Raw genomic sequence first — 20,443 nt, 5'->3', positions numbered from 1 at the left:
TATAACATTTCAGTAGCATCCTCGATACAGAAATACTAAGACTCTTCAGTACAGCATTTAATGAATATATTTTCCAATTGATTTTATTGCCTCAATTTTCTTAGATGAATATTTGTCCGAGAAAACGACCCTAAAATGATTTTCAAAGGCGTTGGAAAAAGAAAAAGTGTCACCGGGTGTAAACCTGATTCCTGTTTCCTCGCATTTACGATAAAATAGGTCAACATCGATATGCTTTGGCAGTTTTACCCAGAGATTATATCCCCCTTTTGGATCGCTGATTTGCGTTCCCCTTGGAAAACATTCATTTAGTAAGTCAATGGTAAATTGTGCATTTTTTGCGAGTTGTGCTCTAAAAGAACGAATATGTCGTTGATAGCTGGCATTCGATAGCAAGCGATGAACAGTTTCCTGATAAATAGGGGATACTGTACTTCCCAGAGCGAACTTAATCTGTTCGGCGCGATGCATAAAATGAGCCGTCGATAGCCATCCTAGCCGAACCCCCGGAGCCAAGGTTTTAGCATAAGAAGAGTAGGTCATTACCGAACCACTTTCGTCGAAACTCCTAATAGTTGAAGGTCGTTCTCCATTAAAAGGAAGGTCGCCATAAATATCATTCTCTATTACGATAAGCCCATGCTTTTGTGCAATGGAAAGAAGACTCTGTTTTTCCTCATCCGTCATCATCGCTCCCGTAGGATTGTGAAAGTTGGGCGTAATGACGAGTGCCTTTACGTTGTTTTTGAGACAGGCTTTCCGTAAGAAATCGAGGTCAAATCCTATTTTAGTGGTAAAAGGAATCTCTATTACTTTTAACTTAAGCACCCTTGCAACTTCAAGAACGGAAAAGACACAAGGGCTTTCGATGGCAATGACATCATTGGTTTCGCAGACTGAACTGAGCGCAATATAAAGAGCTTGTAGGGCTCCGTCAGTAATTAGTAATTCGTCAGGCGAAATAATCGTTCGGTAAATGGCCGCATGACTGATAATTTTATGTTTTAAATCCTGTAAACCATTTGAATCGTAATACCGCAAGAGACCAGCACTTTTATCCCGGATCACTTGCTGCATGGTGCGTAATAACAGTTTCTGAGGAATTAGGAGGTCTCCCGGAGCAGCGACATTAAACTCGGATACAGACCTCTTCAGATTTGCTGAAGTAGTATGGAAGCGATTATTTACAAATATCGGATCTCTTACAATCGGATATACGGTGTTTTCCAGGTCTGTAATCGGTTCACTTACGTAGTAGCCTTTCTTTGGAACGCTGGTCACTAATCCCTGACTTACAAGTCGTTCATAACCGTGTTGCACAGTAGTTGTACTCAAATGGTGCATTTTTTTTAAGTCGCGTACTGAAGGCAATCTTTGCCCTGGCTGATAAATACCCTTACGAATATTTTTTTCAATGGATACAGTGAATACTTCAAATTTATACGACCTCATATAACTGTACTGCCTGTTTAAATATATGTTGCTTTAGAAGCAAACATAACCATTTTAACTATTGGAAAACAGGACAGTACAGTTTAATATCGTCGGTACAGCTAGCTTAACTAAAGACCCTTCGAATTAATCAGCACATTTTTTATTTTAGTAGGTAACCACACTTGCATTTCACCATTGCCTCGATTAGCCCAACAGAAATAAGGAATCGCTGTGATCGTTTGCTTGGTAACCTGAATCGATTTTCCATCACTCGATGGAGTGGCTGCCGGCAGTTTGCTTTGTAAAGTAACTACCCCGCCCAGTAGATCTTTTTGAAAGCTTGCTGTAAAATGGGCGTCTGGAGGTACGATGAAGTTCATAGCGTTATCCTGATTGTCAACTTGCTCTACACAGTAAACGAGTGGTCCGCGTTGTAGGGCAATACGATTTTTATTGGCGACGACTTGATCGTTGGCCGCAATCTTTTTTACTTCCAATGGCATTTGAATACTGACAGCATCGTTCTTGTCCCAAATTCGATCTATAACAACATAACCTTTTTCGATTTGATAAGGAACATTCTTACCATTGACTTGCAAGGTGTATTTGTTTTCCGTAGTGTCTAAAAATCGATAAGTATCGCCTGGAGCTGGTTGACCGAGCAGCCAGCCAGGTATGCGGATATGTAACGGGAACTTTCTTTTTCTATCGGGCGTTACCCGAATATTAACATCGCCCTGCCATGGATAACCGGTCTGTTGTGCTATTTCAACAGTACCTTGGGATAAAGGAATGGCAGCTTTACTGCCTACAAATAGGTTCACCCAAACCGCTTTATCTGAATGTGCATAAATATAATCGCCCAAAGATTCCACTAAACGTGCAATATTGGAAGGACAGCAAGCAGTGCCGAACCACTCGCTTCGGCCGTAGCCGCCATGTGATGCGAGTGGGTTTCCATAGAAAAAACGATTGCCGCTATAGGAGAGACCGTCCAGCGCGCCATTATACAAACTTCGTTCGAGTATGTCGAAATATTTAGCTTCGCCGGTAAGTAGATTCATTCGCTGGTTCCAGAAAACCATGCCGACGGAGGCACAGGTTTCGCAATAAGCGCTGGCATTGGGAAGATCGTAATCTTGACTAAAACCTTCATTTTTTGCAGTGGACCCAATGCCTCCGGTGATATACATATTACGGTATACGACATCTTGCCAAACTGTTTGCATCGCTTGCATGTACTCGGTATTGCCTGTGGCGGCTCCCACATCAGCGGCGCCTGTATAAAGATACATTGCCCGCACCGCATGTCCTGTAATTTCCTTTTGATCTTTCAACGGCACGGCGTCTTGGCAGCGAGCCGGATCTTTTAAGTCGTCCCATGTATGGCCCTTACCGTAACCGCGTCCTCGCTGTTGAAGAAACCAGTCTGCTAACGCTAAATAGCGTTCTTTTTTTGTCATATGATACAGCTTGACCAAAGCTAACTCGATTTCCTGGTGCCCGCTCACCCAAGGCCGGTTTTGTTGCCGAAAAGTAGAATCTATATGATCGGCAAAACGAGTAGCAACTTCCAGGAGTTTTGTTTTGCCGGTGGTATTATAATAAGCAACAGCAGCTTCGATAAGATGACCTGCACAGTAATCTTCATGCATATCCATGTCCGTCCATCGTTTATCTAATCCATTAAGTGTATAGTACGTATTCAAATATCCATCAGGCAGCTGTGCAGCGGCTATTTTATCAATCCACTCATCGGCTTTTTGCTCTAATTGCTGATCGGGGTGGTTTTTGAGCGAATAAGCGATCGCTTCCAAGGCTTTGTAAACATCCGAATCATCGTAATAAATTCCTTCGTGTTTTTCGCCCGAATGTTGTGCCACTTTCTCGAAATTTCGAATACGGGGTGTTTTAACTTCGGTCTGCTCTATACAGACCGGAATGGTTACTTCGCTCACTGTTTTGATTTTTGGCGTCCAAAATTGATCGGTTATTTCAACCTTCGAAAAGTTGACGGGCCGTATAGAGGACAATGTCTCCTGCGCATAAGCATTTCCTATTGCGAATAGGAAGTAACTGCCGATATAAAGCATTCTTTTTCTCGTCATGATATTTTTAATTAATTACAGGGAATTGTGTGATTCGTAAGGTAGTGCAACCATAGGGAATCAAGGTGATTGGGATTTCTTCTTCCGCTGCTTCCGTAAATTGATGGGGAAGCGGGCCCGCCATGTTTTTATAGAGTTTCCACTCCGGAATTTTTTTAGCTTTGGTCTGAAGGATAATCGGTGCGCCGGATAAATTCCATGGATATTGACCGTTTGCCTTGTTCTTTATGACTTCAAAGCCGCTCTGAGGATCTGCGATCGTTTTCGATAGTAAACCGAAATTCCAATCCGATTTGGGATGCACTTCGAGGTAGTCGCCAAAATAGTCGCCGTCGTTCACTTTACGCCAATCCTCATCGATTTTCAACGCGTATACCAGCGGTCCGCGCTCTACGGCAACGGATAGTTCAGCCCAGCGACTGGTTTCAATTTGCATAGGCAAAACAAGGGTTATTTGATCTCCATTTTTCCAGAGGCGACTGATTTTTACGATGCTGCCTGGCTTAACCTCTTCATTACTTAGTTCGCCGTTTATCTTAATTTGTGCATTTTTTGCCCAATGTGGAATGCGTAGATGAAAAGGGAAACTTAAATCCTTTTTGCTATGAATAGTAAAATGAATACGCTCATCGAAAGGATAATAGGTGTCTTCGGAGATTTCGATGGGCTGTCCGTTTACTTGTGCTTTTACGTGGCTAGGACCGTACAAAAGCGCCGCTACGCCTCCGTCGGCCGTTTGATACCAGAGGTTTTGTACAAGCTTGGGCCATCCTTGGTGCATATTGGCTGTACAACAGGGATACCCCGTAAGTAATCCATAACATTGATCAGTACCTTGGTGCCCATCATCTTCGAAAAAATTACGTTTGGCGCGGGAAATCATAACTTGGTTTGCGCTTTGAAAATATTGCCGATAATTAAAGTCGTCCGTAGCTTGTGTAGGCATGGCATTATAGGCGATTTTTTCGATTCGATCGGCAAATTCCGTGTCGCCTGTAATGGTCAGCATACTTTCTAAGGAGAAGAGCATTTCGACCACCGAGCAGAATTCAATACCTTGCGTAGGCGCGTTCCCATGGAGAGGTTCGTCTCCACCGTACATGCCCTGCGCTTGACCGTGAAAGATAGCGATGTCATTAAAGGCTTTTTTTACTGCTTCGATATAGGTCGAATCGGGATGCTGTTGATAATAAATAACCGGTGTTTTAATACCTTGAGCAAGATTAACACAGTGGAAGCTTTGCAACTGACCAACATGTAATTTATCGATAAACGCTTGCTTAAATGGATAAGTATTGCCGGTGTTATATGGGTAGAGATGTTCAATACCATCCTGTTTTGTGCCGTAAGCGCCTGAAAATACCTTTGTATAGGGAAAAGTCTGTTGATAAATCAGATTACCTAAATCCAATAGAAAGTTTTCGCCCGTCACGTTGTACAACCAATAAACGACCATTAAATTGTCAGCTCCTCTGCGATTTCCCCAAAAAGACCATTGGTCCAAGGGATGCTGGGGAAGTTCTTGCAGCTGATATTTAAAATATTTAGTCAGCGCTTCAATAACGCGTTTATCGCCTGTGGCGCTGTAATATTGTTGGAGCACTTTTAGCATAACCATACGAGGCCACCAATCTTCTACGGGCTCTTTTTGAATACCGGGTTCGGGCTCTGGTTTTTCCGCAAGGGGTTTAGGTCCAAGATAACCGTCTTCACGCTGGTTGTTCAAAGTCCATTCAATCCAAGGTTTCACTTTGTTAATAAGAGCTTGGTCTTTCAAAATATACGCTAAAGGAAGTAAACCATCGACCCAATAGGGGCCTCTTTCCCACGCATCGCCATCGCCACCCAACCAGCCGTTTCGCGAGCCAATTACTTGCGGATAACGTGCATCCAAGTGTCCGGTAAGTCCGGCTTTCATTCGATTAAGTTGATCTGCCAGCCAACCCTTTGCTTGTATATTACCCAGCGGGAGCTCGAGATAAGGATTAGGACGTAGGGGGCTACGATTCTGTACTTGCGCCTCGCTTGCAACGCCTAGGCCGAAAGCAAGAAGAATAAAACATATAACTTGTTTTGTTTTCATCGTTGTATGAAGCATGATGTTAGTAACCTTGGTTTTGTGTTAAATTAGGATTCGAGTTGATGGTCTGCTGCGGAATCGGGAAGATAATACGATAATCACCATTTGGTTTATGTGATAGCCAACTTTTGCTGGTAAATATGCCAAAGCGAATCATGTCGCGTCGACGGTGACCTTCCCAAGCGAATTCCCACCCGAGTTCATCAAGCATGCGTCCATATTGTATGGGTGCTGTGTTGCCTTCATCTATTATTTTATAATCTTCTACATAACCATAAGGATAGCGACTGTTCTGCTTCAGCTCACTACCGGTTACATTCGCTTTTTCAGGATTATTTCTGAAAGCCCGGTTTCTTATTTGGCTAACTAACATCGCTGCTTCATCTGCGCTACCGTTACGCAACAGGCACTCGGCCTTCATCAGCAGGATATCAGCATATCGGAAGAAAGGAAAATCATTATCTAAATTATGCATGGCCCCCATCTTGACGGTAAATTTATTCATCCGATAGCCTTCTGATTCACCGGTGTACAATCCGTCCGGAATTGCTTTTGTGAATACAAGCGGCTTGCCGGCTTGATCGTATGCACCCAGAAGTGCTGTCTTGCCATCGGCGGCAAATTGAGGCCCCATCAACCAAGTGTCGGCTAAGCGTCCGTCAACAGGATCATAGCTGTCGATAAATTGTGGTACGGCCATGGCTGAACCGGAACCCCAAGGGGTGGCTTGCATATTCGCCTTGGCTTTTAGCGAGGCGTGCCAAGAAAACATATGGAAGAGAAAACCACCGCCAACAGTTTCATTGAAGGGAACGGCAAATATAATTTCCGGAGAATTTTCATTAAAGGTGCTAAATATCTCCCTAAAGTTGGTGTTTAGACTGTATTTACCAGAGCTGATCACATCATTGCATTGTTGTATGCAATCTTGCCAGGCGGGTGCACCACTGTAAACTTCTGCATTGAGATACACATTAGCTAACAGGGATTTCGCGGCCCATTTATTAAATCGACCATAGAAAAGCTGATCACGATCTTCACTTAGTGCGGGGATGGCAGCGTTGATTTCCGAAACAATGAATTGATAAAGTTCAGCTCTCGACACTTTAGCCGGAAGCTGAGTGCTGACTGTTGTAACGAGGGGTGCATCGCCAAAATTATCACAAACGAGCCAATAAAAAAAAGCACGTATTACTCTTACTTCTGCTATGATGCTTTCTTTTGTTAATCCGTCACTTAAGGGAATTTTGTCCGCTTCAAATAAGCTTATAATGCGATTGGCGTTGATTACACCTTTATAGAAGCTGTTCCACATGGCACTCATTTGCTCGTTTTCTGAATTCCATGTATGTAAGTGGATTCTCTTGTATATGCCACCATCATCCCAACCAGAGGCATTAGCAGGCATGACCAACTCATCCGAGGAAGTTTCCTGTACGCCCGCCCAATTGTGATGGTCGAAAAGTTCACGCATATTGGCATAGAGAATGCCGGTTGCCTGATAAGCATTGGTGTAGGTTAACTGATCATCAGTTACCTCAGTATATAAGATTTCGTCTAGGTCATTGTTGCAAGCAGAGAGCATAATGACGAATAAAAAAAACGGTATATAATATGTTAGTGTTTTCATCTTTCAAGGACTTAAAAAGTTAAGAATGCACCCAAGGTGTAACTAGTAGTAGACGGATAACGATTTTTATTATCAATACCCGGAGATAAGCCGCTAATACTTACTTCGGGATCTATCCCTTTATAACCGGTAATGGTAGCTAGGTTCGAAATCGATCCATACAGACGTACGCGCTTAATGTATTTGCCGGTAGCCGGAAGATTATAACCCAAAGTGACATTGTCGATTTTCCAGTAGTCGCCATTTTCTATATAATAACTTACGTAATTAAGGGATTGATCATCGGCAAGTGGACGTTTGTCAAAGACGTTGTTATAGGCTGAATTGAGTAAATTACCGCGTGTAAGCATCACCGGGTTGCCATAGAACATTTCGGGCATATTCAAGATTTGGAAACCGAAGGCACCACGCATAGTAATATTCAAATCGAAATTTTTGTATACTATAGTGTTGTTCCAGCTTGCGTAATATTTCGGTAACCCATTGCCTATAATTTGCTTGTCATCGGCTTGTTGATTGGCTATGGGCTTTGGGTTGCCATCTTTGCCTTCAATAATCCAATAGCCGTTCTCATCAATATCAACGGTCTTAAATCCATAGAAATTGCCTATAGGCTGACCCACTTGCACGCGATGGGTACGTTGTTGAATCGGTTCACCCGTTTCTCCGGTATCAAAGTAACCGCTAGCGAGCTGGAAGTTCTCATCAGATAAGGATAAAATCTTATTACTGTTGGTGGAAAAGTTTACGGATGTACGCCACTGAAAGTCGCCCGTTTGCAGAGGTACACCGTTCACCTGCAACTCGACTCCCTTATTCTGCATAGAGGCTGCATTCGCTTGAATCGTATTGTACAAATAGGGTGGGGTAGGTACCGGATAATCCATTAACAAATCTTTTGTGGTTCTTCTGTAGTAGTCGACCGAACCGGACAAACGGTTGTCAAAGAACCCAAAATCAAGACCCATATTTAACTCCTCTTTCTTCTCCCAACGTAGATCGGGATTCGGATTTAGCGAAGGATTCACTACCTGAATCCATTGTCCATTAACAAGACTATAGGTATCAAAGTTAACTAGGCTTAAGGATTGATACGGATCGGGTGGTTCCGTACCGGTGATGCCGAACCCTGCCCGAAATTTTAGGTTACTAAGAGCTTTGACATCTTGGAAAAAAAGCTCGCGGATGGCATTCCACCCTACTGAAACTGCCGGAAAATTACCCCATTTGCTGTTTCGTCCAAACTTAGAAGACCCCTCATGACGAATGCTGGCCATTAGTAGGTACTTTTCTTTATAATTGTAGTTTAGTCTGAAAAAATAACCGACTAACTTGTTCTCGCTTTGTAAGGAATTCTCAGGCGCTTGTCCGCGTTTTAAGGCTAATCCGGCTCCCATATTGTTATATGAAAAATCATCCGTCGGAAAATCCCAGTTTTGCATCCAATAATCTTGGTAATTATTGTTTCGCCAACTGTAACCGATTAAGCCGGTAATTTCATGGTCTTTAATAATTGTATGGTAGTCAGCTGTCAATTCTAACAGATCCTCTTGCGTGCGTGTGGTGCCTCTGGAAGCGTAACCATTTCTTCCATCTCGAATGGTTGAGAAATGCTTCTTTGTTTCGTAGTAACCCCGGGTGCTATTATAAAGATCGCGCGAAAGTAAAAGCTTTACATGGATGTCTTGTGTAGGCGAATAAGTGATATTGCCAAACGTTCTGAAATTGTTGTTCTGAATGAGTCCCTGTGTTTCTTCCAAGAGCGCTACGGGATTCATATAGTCGGTTTTCTCTATCCGCTCTACCCATGTCCCGTTATCATCTTTTAGACGATCAGTCGGATTAAAAGTAAGTCCGTTTCTGTACACATCTCCTCGGAAGCTCGTACCGTCTGCGCCGGAAAAATATTTTTGTTGATAACCATTTATATTGGCATTCAATTTTAACTTACCGTCAAACATCTGATGATTAAACTCAATGCGTGGGAAAAGTACTTGGTTGTTCGACCTTTTGATAATACCTTCAAGATTTCTGTAATTTACATTAGCGATATAATTGGTTTTACTGTTTCCGCCTTTTAAACTGATATTATATACTTGTGAAATAGGTGTTTGTGTTATTTCGTCCAACCAATCGGTCTCGTAACCATAATCAGTAGCACCTGGCCTTCCCTCAGCCACCCGTTGACGGTATTGAGCAGCATCCATAAAATCCAGTCTTCTGGCAATACTTTGTGTGGTAAAATAGGTGTTGACGTCAATAGTTGCGGGTGTTTCCCCATTTACTTTTTTGGTGGTAATCAGAATAACCCCATTGGTGCCCCGTGTACCATAAATGGCTGCCGCAGAGCCATCTTTCAGGATATCGATGGACTCGATATCTTCCGGTGCAACGGTAAACAGCGTTCCGGGTACACCATCAATTAACACCAAAGGGGCACTACTGGCTAAAATAGAGGGTACTCCCCGGAGATTAACTTGAGCAGTTGCAACCGGATTGGCATCGGGTGATACTACACTTAGACCGGCAACTTTACCACGAATCAATTGTGCAGCGTCATTTACCGAACCTTGCACGAAATCTTCTGATTTAACACTGGCAATGGCGGTGGTAATTTGTTCGCGTTTTTGTGTGCCATATCCTACTACTACCACTTCATTAAGCGTATTCGCATCTTCTTTTAAGGTAATATCAATCGTGTTTTGGTTCTTAATGGGTGCTTCTTGTGTAACATAACCAATATAGCTGAATAAAAGAGTTGCATTTTCCTGAGAAATCGAGAGCTTATAAAGCCCATCTACATTGCTTGTTGTACCGGTGTTAGTACCTTTTATCTTTATACTAACGCCTTGTAGGGGTAGTCCTTTCTCGTCTCTCACTACTCCACTGACAAATTGCTGAAAGGTAGCAACGCTTTTTACTACCCGATGGATGCCTTTCAAAACAATCGTTCGTTGCATGATTTTGAATGATAGCGGTTGGTTTTCCAAGCTTTTTTTCAGTGCTTCTTCAATGGATACGTTTTTAAGATCGACGGTGATGGGGCTGGCTTTCTCTATATCCATCTTATCGAACAGAAAATGATACCCACTTTGCTGTTCAATTAACTTGAGGATCTCAGTGACGGAAGCTTCTTCCTTTTTTAAGGTTATCCCTTGACTATAACTTTTGGCACTGACCTGCATCAGGGCTAATAGTAGTATAAACGCAGTAAGTTTCATAGTCAATAATAATTGCTGCAGGAACGGCCGATCACATAGCGCGGCCTTTGAAATAAATTTCATTACTTTTGTTGTGTTTGGGTTAATAAATGTTGTCAGACCAATGTGGAAATAACTCCAAGCTTTTCGGAGAGTGGTACCAGCACTCTCCGTTTTACTGTCATTCTTATTGTTTTTATTCGCTCATCATGTTTGGGTTTACGTTATTGGTTAGGCTCAAAGACGAAGCTTTGCAGTTAGTTTTTAATCAAGACTTTTCTTCCTCGTATTTCGTAATTTACGCCGGTATAGGCAAGCATATTCATCAACTCAGATAGATTGACATTTCTGGAAACGCTTCCATTCAGTAATTTCTTGGATCGAACACCGGTATATTCCACTTCAATATCATACCATCTGGCCACTTGTTCCATAACGTGCTGAATACTAGCGTCCTTAAATATAAAGACGCCATTTTTCCAGGCAATTTCACTTTCTATGTCAGCATGATCAGTTATAGTAATGGTCTCATTGCGATGCAGTAATGCTTGTTGGCCCGGTTTTAACAACTTCGCCTGTGTCCCGCGCTTTATTTTAACTGCTCCGTTAACCAGGGTGGTTTTAACTACCGTTTCGTTATCGTAATCCAATAAATTAAAATCAGTGCCCAATACATGCACTTCTAAATGCCTACTAATCACTTTAAATGCCTTGTTTGAATGTTTAGCAATCTCAAAGTAAGCCTCACCACTTAATTCTACCTTGCGTTCATTGCCATGGAACTGCGAAGGAAATCGTAAGGAACTTGCTGCGTTTAACCAGACCTTACTTCCATCGGGCAGCCGTATTTGGTATTGACCCCCTCTAGGCGTTGCTACGATATTCCAACGCTGTGTTGGCGTTTCATCATTTTTTATTGTACCGGCATCAATGATGAGTTCTCCGTCAGCTATTTTCTTTATAGATATACCTTTCTCATTGGCTAAAAGGCCGTTCGGTGAGTCGTTCAGTATAATGGTAGTTCCGTCTGCCATTCTTAAGGTGGCTTTGTTTCCTCCCGGTAAAATATCGCTTTCCTTACTTGGCGCAGTGTTTGTCGTTTGCAAATTCAGCGGTTTGTTTTTTTGCTGAAGAATAAAAACGCCGAAAGCAAGTCCCGCTAAGACTGCCGCGGTAGCCGCAAGTTTGACATATAGGGACAGAGAATGACGCTTGGAGACGGGGCGCGCTACTTTCTTTCCTAATATTTGTTTGAGCATCTCTTCGCTTTTTAGCTTTTCTGCTAACAGGGGCGATACAAGAGTCTCATCATAGATGGCCTGTAACACTTGATCGATCTCTTCTTTCGGAAGAGTATCTAACAGTAACAACAGTTCATCTAACTCCTCACGATTAATACTTTTATTTAAAAAACGATTTAGCAAAAAATAAAATCTTTCTGAAACGCTGTTCATATTATTATAAATGGTTATGTCCCTTGCTAGCAAGCGAGACTATATAAAAGACAATAAAAAATAAAAAAAGGGGGTAGCGACTAGCGAAAAATTAAAACTTTATTTTAATGAGCAAAAAGAGAAGAAGGTAAATATGCTTTTTCAGGTAGCTGATAACCGTACCGGTTGCAAGTTTTAGGTAGCTTTTAACGGTCTCTTTAGAAATCCCCATTCGATCGGCTATTTCCGCGTATTTTAAGTGTTCATGCTTACTTAGCAAATAAACTCTTTGCTGTTGAGGAGGAAGCGTATCGATCGCCTGATCAAGCAAAAGATGATAGTTTGTTAACTCATCTTCGCTAAACAGCCTACTGTGTTCGTGTTTCCAGTGTTGGCGGACTGCTTTTTCTTTTACCGCCTGCTTTAGACAATTGAGGCTATGGTTCTTCGAAACAGTAAATAGATAGGCTTTAAAATTTTTAACAGCGGTTAATTGCGCTCGGTTTGTCCATATTTTGAGAAAGACATCCTGCACAATTTCCTCCGTAAGCTCATAGGAGTCTGTCAGCTTATAAACAAAGGTAGCCAGGTGTAAATGATATTGACGAAAAAGAAGCGAAAAGGCGTGTTCATTGCCCTTTGATACTTGTAATATCAATTCTTTTTCCTCGAAAGCCACTAGGTCTGCGATTTGGTTTACTGCAAACAAAAATAGGCAATCAATGCAGAATTCCAAGCATTGGCGATAATCATTGTCTAATAAATTAGAAAAGGAAGGATATTTTTAATTCTTGCAATTATTCTGAAGCGTTCTTTTTCAACCACTCAATCCGACGTTGATCAGGTAAATGCTTGACGGTAAATTCTTCGAACTTGGCGGTAAAACCATCGCCATCGGGACAAGCTGCCATCAAACCAACCTGCACAGGCCGATTGTCCTCTAAGGGAGCGTTGCGCAGCATGATATAGTTTTTGTCGTCGAAGGAGTAAAAAAATTCAATGGCATCCAAGCGTCTTATCGCTTTTATCCAAATGTGAGGCGGGATTTTTTCCAATCGTACCACACTCCAATCGCTTTTTCCGTGCGTTACTACCGCACTGACATTGAGTTTGCCATCCACAAATTCGACCCCCGCCTTGATCCAGTTTTCATGGTCGGTTCGGATCATTAAACCCATTTGATCAAAGCGCGCCTGGTACTGGCCAATGAGTTTCACCTTCGCTTCGAATTCACCTCCATAGTTAGCATAATAAAAAGGTGCGTCATCTACGGTAAATCCGTAATGCGAAACTCGCCAATAATCACTTTTAGGGGTCACCTCCATCGTGAATTGTCGACCATCTATTTTCCATTCGGCGGGCTCATTAAACCAAGTCATTTTTTCGAGGGTCTGAGCTTTAGGTGCGAGCGGTAACAAACAGAATAAAGGTACAAGGGCGAATATTTTCATAATGATGCATTTGAGCACCAAAAATAGGAAAAGCCTTGGGGCAAAAAAATAAATTACCGCTTATTTTTTCCGTGTCGAAGAAGAAGGATTAGGCAGCTTGTTATCACCACAACCGTTGCCGCTTTTTTAATGACACCGTTTCGATCATGTTTCCAACGTGCTTTATACCCTTTCTCTGCAAAGATGTTTGGGATATGCCCACGGCGTAGGTCGTCAAACAAGCCCTCTATCACATCAATCCGGTCGGCCAACAATAAGGGTAACCAATGGCGGTATCGATTTTCGCTGTATCTGAAGGCAAAACGTCTAACGATTCCACTTAAACCTTTTGGAGGTAAGGTATTGCCAAATACAGCGCTAATAGTTGGCCTTTCGTTAGAGTGGAGGATTTCCACGTCCTTTACCTGTAGACTTGGGCGGTCCCAATGAGTACGAGCATGGTCGTCACCTGTATAGTTTTTTAGGGGGTAAGTAGGTTCGTTTTCAGGATCTGCGTCGATACCCCAACCTTTTATGTGTGAATAATCCTTTGTCTCTTTCATATTATATTTTTGCTTTGGGTGGTATGAGTACAGGTTTTATGCAATTGTCTAACTTAGATGAAAACATACGATAAGCGTCGGATACCTCTTCCAATGGTAGCCGATGTGTGATAATGCCTTTGGGATTTAACCGCCCTGCCATAACATGATCTATAAGCTTAGGTAATACGCGTTTTACGGACGCTTGGTTAGCGCGAATGGTGATGCCTTTGTTTACTACGTTGCCGATGGGGATCAGATTGTCGGTAGGTCCGTATACGCCTACAATGGATACAATGCCTCCTTTTTTAACCGAATTGATTGCCCAATGAAGTGCCGTAGCCGAACCTGCTTGCAAGAGCAATTTTCTTCCAGTGATGGTTTGCATGGCATTACCGGCAGCGTCGCCACCAACAGCATCAATACACACGTCAGCACCAAACCAATCGGTTGTTTTTTTAATGAAGAGAACCGGGTCTTCCATCGAGCGAAAATTATAAGCCTCGCATTGTGCGTAATTTTTAACGAATTCCAGTCGATATTCCAAGTGGTCAATAACGATAACACGGCCGGCACCGAATAGCCAGGCGCATTTTGCCGTCATAATACCTATTGGCCCGGCTCCAAAAATAACTACTGTATCACCCTTTTTGATGCCTCCCATCTCGGCTGCCTGATAGGCGGTAGGCACCACATCGGCTAATAATACCGCATCGTCCGGATCCATCTCGGGAGGTATGCGGGTCGGTCCGACATTAGCGTAAGGGACACGGACGTACTCCGCTTGTCCACCATCGTAACCACCTGCTGTATGCGAATAACCGAAGATACCGCCAACAGCAGTTGCTTCAGGGTTTGATTCATGACAATTGCCATATAATTCCTGTTTACAAAAGGCACATTTACCGCAAGCTATATTGAAGGGTACAAGCACATGATCGCTAACCTGAATTTCGGTTACTTGCGATCCCACTTCTTCTACAATGCCGATAAACTCGTGGCCAAAAGTGCTGCCGACGCGTGTATCGGGTACTAGTCCATGATACAAGTGTAGATCAGAACCGCATATGCAGGAGCGAGTAACTCGAACAATAGCGTCCTCTGGATGTAGGATTTTTGGATATGGTTTTTCATCAGTCCGGACTCTAAACGGTCCTCGGTAGTTCATTGCTAACATAAATTCGGTGTTAAATATAAACATCACTAGCTATAGCACTTAACAGGAGAATGCAGATGAAGTTTTCCTTGATTGACGAAACCGTATTTTTACGTAATCGTATAAATACGGTGGATCATTTATATACAGATTAATTGCTTACTTATCGCGAACGATCTCTCGCCAAGCCATTCTTAAAAAAAATAAAACTGGCAGTTTGCGGAAAATATTAATTTCTTGCCAAAGTGTGCTTTGGTTCGCTAAAAATTTGAACATGCTGTTAGCGTTATTTCGATGAAACATACTAAAAAATAATGAGGCGCCTTTTTCTGGAAATTCTTTAAGGATTCGTAACATAACGCGGTCATAAAAAAGAAAACGTTTAGCCTGAAGCTTATGGAAGGGAAGTGGCAATCGGTCTTGTGCGAGTTGTTGAACGATGTGTTTGACATGTTGTTGCACAAAAGTGAAGGTATAGCCTGAAGATGGCTTGCTGCAACCACCCGCTGTGCCAATTGGAATGATGCGATTTGACGGACTCCCAAACGCATAATCGGTCATCGGAATGACGCCGGTCTCTTTGCCTAATACATTAAAACTAAAAGTGTCAATATGTTCGTCAATATATGTGGTTAGTAATGCTTGGAGGTATTGATCGGAATAAATTTGTTTACTGAATATGGTAAACTCAACAAGCGCCTCATGTGCTGTCTTGGGTAATACATAGCAAAAAGATACATGTGTATCTTGTGTCGCCCTAAAGTCCATTAAACACGCTTTTTGCGGATCGAAAATCGGCTCTTCACTTTTTATAAACCAGCCTATAAACTGTTGATAAAGTATGTGCCCTTTGTGTCTCTCTAATTCAGCCAACTGGAAACGACTATCGAATACAAGGGGCGCAAAAAATAGTCCCTCCTCCGTATGAACAGCGACTGTTGTACCGAGGTCTTTGCAATCGACTACATCGCGAGATAGTAGATGGATGTTTTGCTGTTTACGAAGTATATTGAAAACGTAACGCCGATAGTCATCTGAATGCACCATTTTGTATTTCATAGGTGCTAATTCTTTTGCTAACTGACGTGTACCCTCGTAAAAGGTAGCAATGGACCACGTTTTACTAACTAAGCTATCCCACCAATCAGCACCATTTTCCCAAAAGCACCAGGTACGCCCCTGATATTGCTGCTGACTTTTTTCCAAGAGTAAGATACGCTTACGACCCGTTATTTTATTCTTTAGTAGGCTCACAGCTAGACTTAATCCAGCTAGGCCCGCACCGATAATAATGTAATCGAAGTTATTGTCGCTGGTCGCTGTTGTTGTTGAGATCGTCATCACGTTTTATTTTTGCTCGGTATTTTTTTTCAACGTATAAAAATCCAAACGACTCCCCGTTCTCCGGACCAAGATGTTTATGGTGCATTTTATGTGCCCAGCGGAGTTGCCTGATGTAGCGATTTTTTGATCTGGTAAACCATTTTACACGCTGATGGATAATGATATCATGAACAAAAAAGTAAGCTATACCATAAAGCAATATGCCTGTACCTAGGCAATAATACCATGGATTTTCTCGCATATGGCCAAAATAAAAGCATAGCATACTTGGAATGGAAAAAATAAAGGCAAACCAGTCATTTTTTTCCAGTTTACTGTGATTAGGCTCGTGATGATCGCGATGAAGCGACCATAAAAAACCATGCATTACGTAGCGGTGAGTTGCCCAAGTAATAGGTTCCATGAGCACAAAAACAAGTATAGTCAACCCGATATATAATAACATATCCATTGTTTAAACTAGTTAAAATTCTATTGAAATCCAAGGCGATTACCAACTTTGATTTGTAGTAGAAGAAGCATTTTTTTTATTGGAGGAACACTTACTCGGCTTGATAGCAATTGTTCAGGCGTGATCCCCTTAATTTTCTGAAAGAGGCAGAAGTAATATTTATAAGCTACCAATACTCCAAAGCGGGCCTTTGCCGGCAATTGGAGAATGCCCGCGTAAGCCCTTTCAAAATCCTTCGAGATGTCCATCTCTATTAACTCCTTCTCCGACCGGGAAAGGCAATGTAAATCAATCTGGGGAAAATAACTTCTTTCTAAATTCTTTAAGTCGTCTGCTAAGTCGCGCAGGAAATTGACTTTTTGGAATGCCGCACCAAGTGAAGTGGCGGCTGGTGCAAGCATTTTTGCTTGCTCATAATTGCCATCACAGAACACCTGAAGACACATCAAACCAACTACTTCGGCCGATCCATAAATATAGCGGCTAAGCTCCTCCTTTGTGGTCCAATCTTTTTTTTCCAAATCGGAGTGCATGCTGTCAAAAAATGCTTCGATTAGTTCATGCCCGATATTGTATTGATTTACAGTGAGCTGAAAACTCTGTAAAATTGGATTCAAACTTATTTTTTGATCTATTGCGTCGAAAGTGTCCTTTTTGAACTGCGCTAACAATATGGCCTTGGGATAATTATGAAAGGTATCAACAATTTCATCGGCTAAGCGGACAAAACCGTAAATTCCATGAATCGGCGCATGTAATTCTGGATGAAAAAGTTTGATTGCCGACGAGAAGGAGCTACTGTAATTAACCGTAATCGTTTTGCTGCAAAGATAACTGGTCGAATTAAAGAGGTCAATTGTATTCATAGATTTCGCTAGCTAATAATTACTCCTTTTTGTTTTGCCAAATACTGATCTGCTTGCTCAGCCACCATTTTGCCAGATAGTATGGACGGTGGAAGCCCGGGACCTGGGACGGTCAGTTGACCACAGTAAAAGAGATTTTCTACCTTTTTGCTCCTTAAACGAGGCTTGCCAAAGGCTGTTTGCTTGAGTGTATTCGCTAAACCGTAGGCATTCCCTAAATATGCATGATAGTCTGTTATAAACTCTTGAATACTGTAATCCTTATAATAAATTACGTGATCGGTGATATCCGTTTTAAGGTGGTGCTCTAAACGGCTGATTAGATGTTTGAAATATTTCGCCCTAAGAGAAGGGTCATCTCCTTTTAAACCAGCTGCTATCGGCACCAACAAAAATAGATTTTCGCAACCTGAAGGGGCTACGCTCGGGTCACTTACAGATGGAGCGCACGCGTAAAATAAAGGTTTTTCCGGCCACGATGGATTTTTATACAGAGAAGAAGCGTGATTCTCAAAATCAGTGTCGAAAAACAGATTGTGATGATTTAAGTCGAGTCGCTTATTAATGCCTATATAGTATAACAGACAGGAAGGAGCCATCGATCGGCTTTCCCAATACTGTTCACTATATTGTTGATAATTTGCGGGAAGAAGCTGCTCGATGTGATGATAATCGCCGGCGCCTATCACTAAATCGGTAGATAAACGTTCGTCATAACTGTTTAGATAGTTTGCTTTTCCTAATGAAACTTCAATGTGGTCGATATCGACATTAAAACGAAACGTGACACCCAGCTCGAGGGCGAGCGCATAAATAGCGCTGACGATTCGGGACATACCTCCTCTAGGATACCACGTTCCAAGAACAATGTCGGCATAGTTCATAAGACTATACATCGCCGGAATTTTTTCAGGCATAGCACCTAAAAAAATAACTGGAAATTGCATTATTCGCCTGATTTTTGGGTGCTCGAAATATCGGTTCACATGCTGCTCCATATTGCGAAGCGGTTGTAATCGTCGCAAAAGTGTGTAAATATCCTTACTTAAGAATTCGTCAAAACGTAAAGCGGGTTTTAACGCAAATCGATGCATTCCTATTTCGTACTTCTCTCTGGCATCTTTTATATAATAGCGTAATCTTCCAGCACTACCTGGTTCCAGTTTTTCAAATTTTTCACCTAAACCTTCAATGGATGATGGCACTTCGAATTTGCCATCATTGAAATACACACTATAGGAAGGTTCTAAACGAATCAGTTCATAGTAATTACTAATCTTTTTTCCAAAGTCCGAGAAGAACTGCTCGAATACTTCCGGCATCCAGTACCAACTTGGCCCCATATCGAACGTAAATCCTTTATTCGTAAAATTTCTGACGCGACCGCCAGGCTCTAAATTTTTTTCATATACTGTCACTTGGTAACCTTTTTTTTGAAGATAGCAGCTGGCTACCATTCCCGAAATACCCGCTCCTATAATGGATATGGATGGCTTTTTATGCGTCATAAGGATGAATAACTAATTTGTATGTAATAATACAAAAAAATCAATAAATAAGTTTTAAAACATACTAAAATCTTTGTTGTTTATTTTGATACATTTGTGTTTAATTACTGACATGGATTACAATTTAGTGATACAGCTGTTGTCCGAACTTAGGCAATACGAACAGGAGATGAATAGATCTCCCGACAATATTCATTCTTTTGCAACTTGGTTAATTAATAAGCGCGATTTCAATGATGCTGCGGATGAAAGTTTGTTTATGCGAATAAATTGGCATGGGAAAGATCGCGGCGGTAAGGCCCATTATAATGCATCTCATTTGATTACAGCTGTAGGTAGGCATAAAATGAACTACATTCGGCAGGCGCTAGACGGGACTGCTTTCGATACTTACGACGAGTTTGCCTTTATGTTGAGCTTGGTTTTCAAAGGCAATTATTCTCCATCTAAATTAATTGAAACTCACCTTCAACTTAAACCGACAGGAATCGAGGTTATACGCCGCTTGTTAAAGAAACAATTAGTAGAACAAACACCTTCCGAAACAGACAAAAGAGCGAAAGTTCTGTCTGCCACGACGCTGGGAAAGCAAGCTTTTTATTTGGCTTTGCAACGCATTAATAAAGTTACTGATCTCATTATGTCGCCGTTGTCGGAAAAGGAGCGTCTCGTATTACTATCGTTACTGCAAAAATTGGATCAACGACATCGCCCGATTTATTCGTTGGATAAAAAGAGCTCTTTTGATGAATTGATTTCGATGTTTGAATCGGATAACCCTCAATATTCAGATCCAAAAAATGAAAAATGATGTTTAGTTCCTGTCATCGTCTATTATTTTGCTTATTTACGTTTGTTTTTTGTTATATAGGGCTACGTGCGCAGCAAAAAAGTGTGCTTCGGGTCGATGTTTGCAATCTAAAAAATAATAAAGGAGTTTTATACGCGGCTCTTTATAGAAATCAACAGTCTTTTTTAAATGAAAAGGAATGTTACGCCAGTAAGATTGTTGAGAGCAATCACGCCGACACGCTATCTTTTTTCTTTGAAGAACTACCGATAGGTAAATATGCGCTCGCTATTTTTTTTGACAAAAATGGTAACGGTCGAATGGATACAAATTTCTTAGGTATCCCCAAAGAACCCTTTGGTTTTTCGGCGAGAAAGATGCCCTTATTTAAGGCACCTCGTTTCGATGAAGCGTCCTTTGTGCTAAAACCCGATAATAACAAGCTTGTTATAAAGTTGATTTCTTTTTAAG

At 41.7% G+C, this 20,443-nt stretch carries 16 protein-coding genes; 2 read left to right on the top strand and 14 right to left on the bottom strand.

Annotation, left to right across the window (positions count from 1 at the left end; genetic code table 11):
• Nucleotides 1-57 precede the first annotated feature (57 nt).
• The 14 genes from FKG96_RS21370 to FKG96_RS21305 all read right to left on the bottom strand — a co-directional run bounded on the left by FKG96_RS21370 (nt 58) and on the right by FKG96_RS21305 (nt 19,182).
• Nucleotides 58-1,452, bottom strand: coding sequence for a PLP-dependent aminotransferase family protein (locus tag FKG96_RS21370; protein ID WP_130856776.1), 1,395 nt, complete (start codon nt 1,450-1,452; stop codon nt 58-60).
• Nucleotides 1,453-1,562: 110 nt separating this feature from the next.
• Nucleotides 1,563-3,542, bottom strand: a complete 1,980-nt coding sequence (locus FKG96_RS21365; protein WP_149106017.1) for a glycoside hydrolase family 127 protein — start codon at nt 3,540-3,542, stop codon at nt 1,563-1,565.
• 7 nt (nt 3,543-3,549) lie between these two features.
• Nucleotides 3,550-5,625 (bottom strand): beta-L-arabinofuranosidase domain-containing protein, encoded by a 2,076-nt coding sequence (locus FKG96_RS21360; protein WP_168204582.1) that lies wholly within the window; start codon nt 5,623-5,625, stop codon nt 3,550-3,552.
• A gap of 19 nt (nt 5,626-5,644) precedes the next feature.
• The gene (locus tag FKG96_RS21355; RefSeq protein ID WP_149106015.1) at nt 5,645-7,252 is read right to left on the bottom strand and encodes a RagB/SusD family nutrient uptake outer membrane protein; all 1,608 of its coding nucleotides are present in this window, start codon (nt 7,250-7,252) and stop codon (nt 5,645-5,647) included.
• 11 nt (nt 7,253-7,263) lie between these two features.
• Nucleotides 7,264-10,536, bottom strand: a complete 3,273-nt coding sequence (locus tag FKG96_RS21350) for a TonB-dependent receptor (protein WP_149106014.1) — start codon at nt 10,534-10,536, stop codon at nt 7,264-7,266.
• Between the two features lie 173 nt (nt 10,537-10,709).
• A complete protein-coding gene (locus FKG96_RS21345) occupies nt 10,710-11,906 on the bottom strand; it encodes a FecR family protein (RefSeq protein ID WP_149106013.1) in 1,197 nt (398 codons plus the stop codon).
• 91 nt (nt 11,907-11,997) lie between these two features.
• A complete protein-coding gene (locus FKG96_RS21340; RefSeq protein WP_168204581.1) occupies nt 11,998-12,564 on the bottom strand; it encodes an RNA polymerase sigma factor in 567 nt (188 codons plus the stop codon).
• Nucleotides 12,565-12,682: 118 nt separating this feature from the next.
• Nucleotides 12,683-13,336: a DUF1349 domain-containing protein gene (locus FKG96_RS21335; protein WP_149106011.1), complete on the bottom strand. Its 654-nt coding sequence runs from the start codon at nt 13,334-13,336 to the stop codon at nt 12,683-12,685.
• 53 nt (nt 13,337-13,389) lie between these two features.
• Nucleotides 13,390-13,878: a hypothetical protein gene (locus FKG96_RS21330; RefSeq protein ID WP_149106010.1), complete on the bottom strand. Its 489-nt coding sequence runs from the start codon at nt 13,876-13,878 to the stop codon at nt 13,390-13,392.
• A 1-nt stretch (nt 13,879) separates the two neighbouring features.
• Entirely contained in the window at nt 13,880-15,034 is a 1,155-nt protein-coding gene (locus FKG96_RS21325; protein WP_149106009.1) for a zinc-dependent alcohol dehydrogenase, read from the bottom strand.
• 138 nt (nt 15,035-15,172) lie between these two features.
• Complete coding sequence (locus tag FKG96_RS21320; protein WP_149106008.1) at nt 15,173-16,354, bottom strand: lycopene cyclase family protein; 1,182 nt, start codon at nt 16,352-16,354, stop codon at nt 15,173-15,175.
• Nucleotides 16,317-16,808: a sterol desaturase family protein gene (locus FKG96_RS21315; protein ID WP_149106007.1), complete on the bottom strand. Its 492-nt coding sequence runs from the start codon at nt 16,806-16,808 to the stop codon at nt 16,317-16,319. Before FKG96_RS21315 ends, FKG96_RS21320 begins: the two co-directional genes overlap by 38 nt.
• Before the next feature lie 20 nt (nt 16,809-16,828).
• Nucleotides 16,829-17,674 (bottom strand): phytoene/squalene synthase family protein, encoded by an 846-nt coding sequence (locus FKG96_RS21310; protein WP_130856787.1) that lies wholly within the window; start codon nt 17,672-17,674, stop codon nt 16,829-16,831.
• Nucleotides 17,675-17,682: 8 nt separating this feature from the next.
• On the bottom strand, nt 17,683-19,182 hold the full coding sequence (locus tag FKG96_RS21305; protein ID WP_149106006.1) for an NAD(P)/FAD-dependent oxidoreductase: 1,500 nt from the start codon (nt 19,180-19,182) through the stop codon (nt 17,683-17,685).
• Between the two features lie 112 nt (nt 19,183-19,294).
• Between FKG96_RS21305 and FKG96_RS21300 the strand changes: the two genes are divergently transcribed.
• A complete protein-coding gene (locus FKG96_RS21300; protein ID WP_149106005.1) occupies nt 19,295-19,993 on the top strand; it encodes a winged helix DNA-binding protein in 699 nt (232 codons plus the stop codon).
• On the top strand, nt 19,990-20,442 hold the full coding sequence (locus FKG96_RS21295) for a DUF2141 domain-containing protein (RefSeq protein ID WP_130856790.1): 453 nt from the start codon (nt 19,990-19,992) through the stop codon (nt 20,440-20,442). Before FKG96_RS21300 ends, FKG96_RS21295 begins: the two co-directional genes overlap by 4 nt.
• Nucleotide 20,443 lies beyond the last annotated feature (1 nt).

Origin of the sequence: Olivibacter sp. LS-1 (assembly GCF_008245145.1) — a bacterium.
Lineage (GTDB): Bacteria > Bacteroidota > Bacteroidia > Sphingobacteriales > Sphingobacteriaceae > Olivibacter > Olivibacter oleidegradans.
Note: the sequence above shows the minus strand (reverse complement) of the source record. Positions and strands in the feature narration are given on the sequence as shown.

What these genes read in the sequence shown, in the direction of transcription:
- FKG96_RS21315 (WP_149106007.1), bottom strand. Translation starts at nt 16,808, where the DNA reads ATGGATATGTTATTATATATCGGGTTGACTATACTTGTTTTTGTGCTC.
- FKG96_RS21335 (WP_149106011.1), bottom strand. Translation starts at nt 13,336, where the DNA reads ATGAAAATATTCGCCCTTGTACCTTTATTCTGTTTGTTACCGCTCGCA.
- FKG96_RS21305 (WP_149106006.1), bottom strand. Translation starts at nt 19,182, where the DNA reads ATGACGCATAAAAAGCCATCCATATCCATTATAGGAGCGGGTATTTCG.
- FKG96_RS21370 (WP_130856776.1), bottom strand. Translation starts at nt 1,452, where the DNA reads ATGAGGTCGTATAAATTTGAAGTATTCACTGTATCCATTGAAAAAAAT.
- FKG96_RS21360 (WP_168204582.1), bottom strand. Translation starts at nt 5,625, where the DNA reads ATGAAAACAAAACAAGTTATATGTTTTATTCTTCTTGCTTTCGGCCTA.
- FKG96_RS21295 (WP_130856790.1), top strand. Translation starts at nt 19,990, where the DNA reads ATGATGTTTAGTTCCTGTCATCGTCTATTATTTTGCTTATTTACGTTT.
- FKG96_RS21300 (WP_149106005.1), top strand. Translation starts at nt 19,295, where the DNA reads ATGGATTACAATTTAGTGATACAGCTGTTGTCCGAACTTAGGCAATAC.
- FKG96_RS21330 (WP_149106010.1), bottom strand. Translation starts at nt 13,878, where the DNA reads ATGAAAGAGACAAAGGATTATTCACACATAAAAGGTTGGGGTATCGAC.
- FKG96_RS21365 (WP_149106017.1), bottom strand. Translation starts at nt 3,542, where the DNA reads ATGACGAGAAAAAGAATGCTTTATATCGGCAGTTACTTCCTATTCGCA.
- FKG96_RS21345 (WP_149106013.1), bottom strand. Translation starts at nt 11,906, where the DNA reads ATGAACAGCGTTTCAGAAAGATTTTATTTTTTGCTAAATCGTTTTTTA.
- FKG96_RS21350 (WP_149106014.1), bottom strand. Translation starts at nt 10,536, where the DNA reads ATGAAATTTATTTCAAAGGCCGCGCTATGTGATCGGCCGTTCCTGCAG.
- FKG96_RS21325 (WP_149106009.1), bottom strand. Translation starts at nt 15,034, where the DNA reads ATGTTAGCAATGAACTACCGAGGACCGTTTAGAGTCCGGACTGATGAA.
- FKG96_RS21310 (WP_130856787.1), bottom strand. Translation starts at nt 17,674, where the DNA reads ATGAATACAATTGACCTCTTTAATTCGACCAGTTATCTTTGCAGCAAA.
- FKG96_RS21320 (WP_149106008.1), bottom strand. Translation starts at nt 16,354, where the DNA reads ATGACGATCTCAACAACAACAGCGACCAGCGACAATAACTTCGATTAC.
- FKG96_RS21355 (WP_149106015.1), bottom strand. Translation starts at nt 7,252, where the DNA reads ATGAAAACACTAACATATTATATACCGTTTTTTTTATTCGTCATTATG.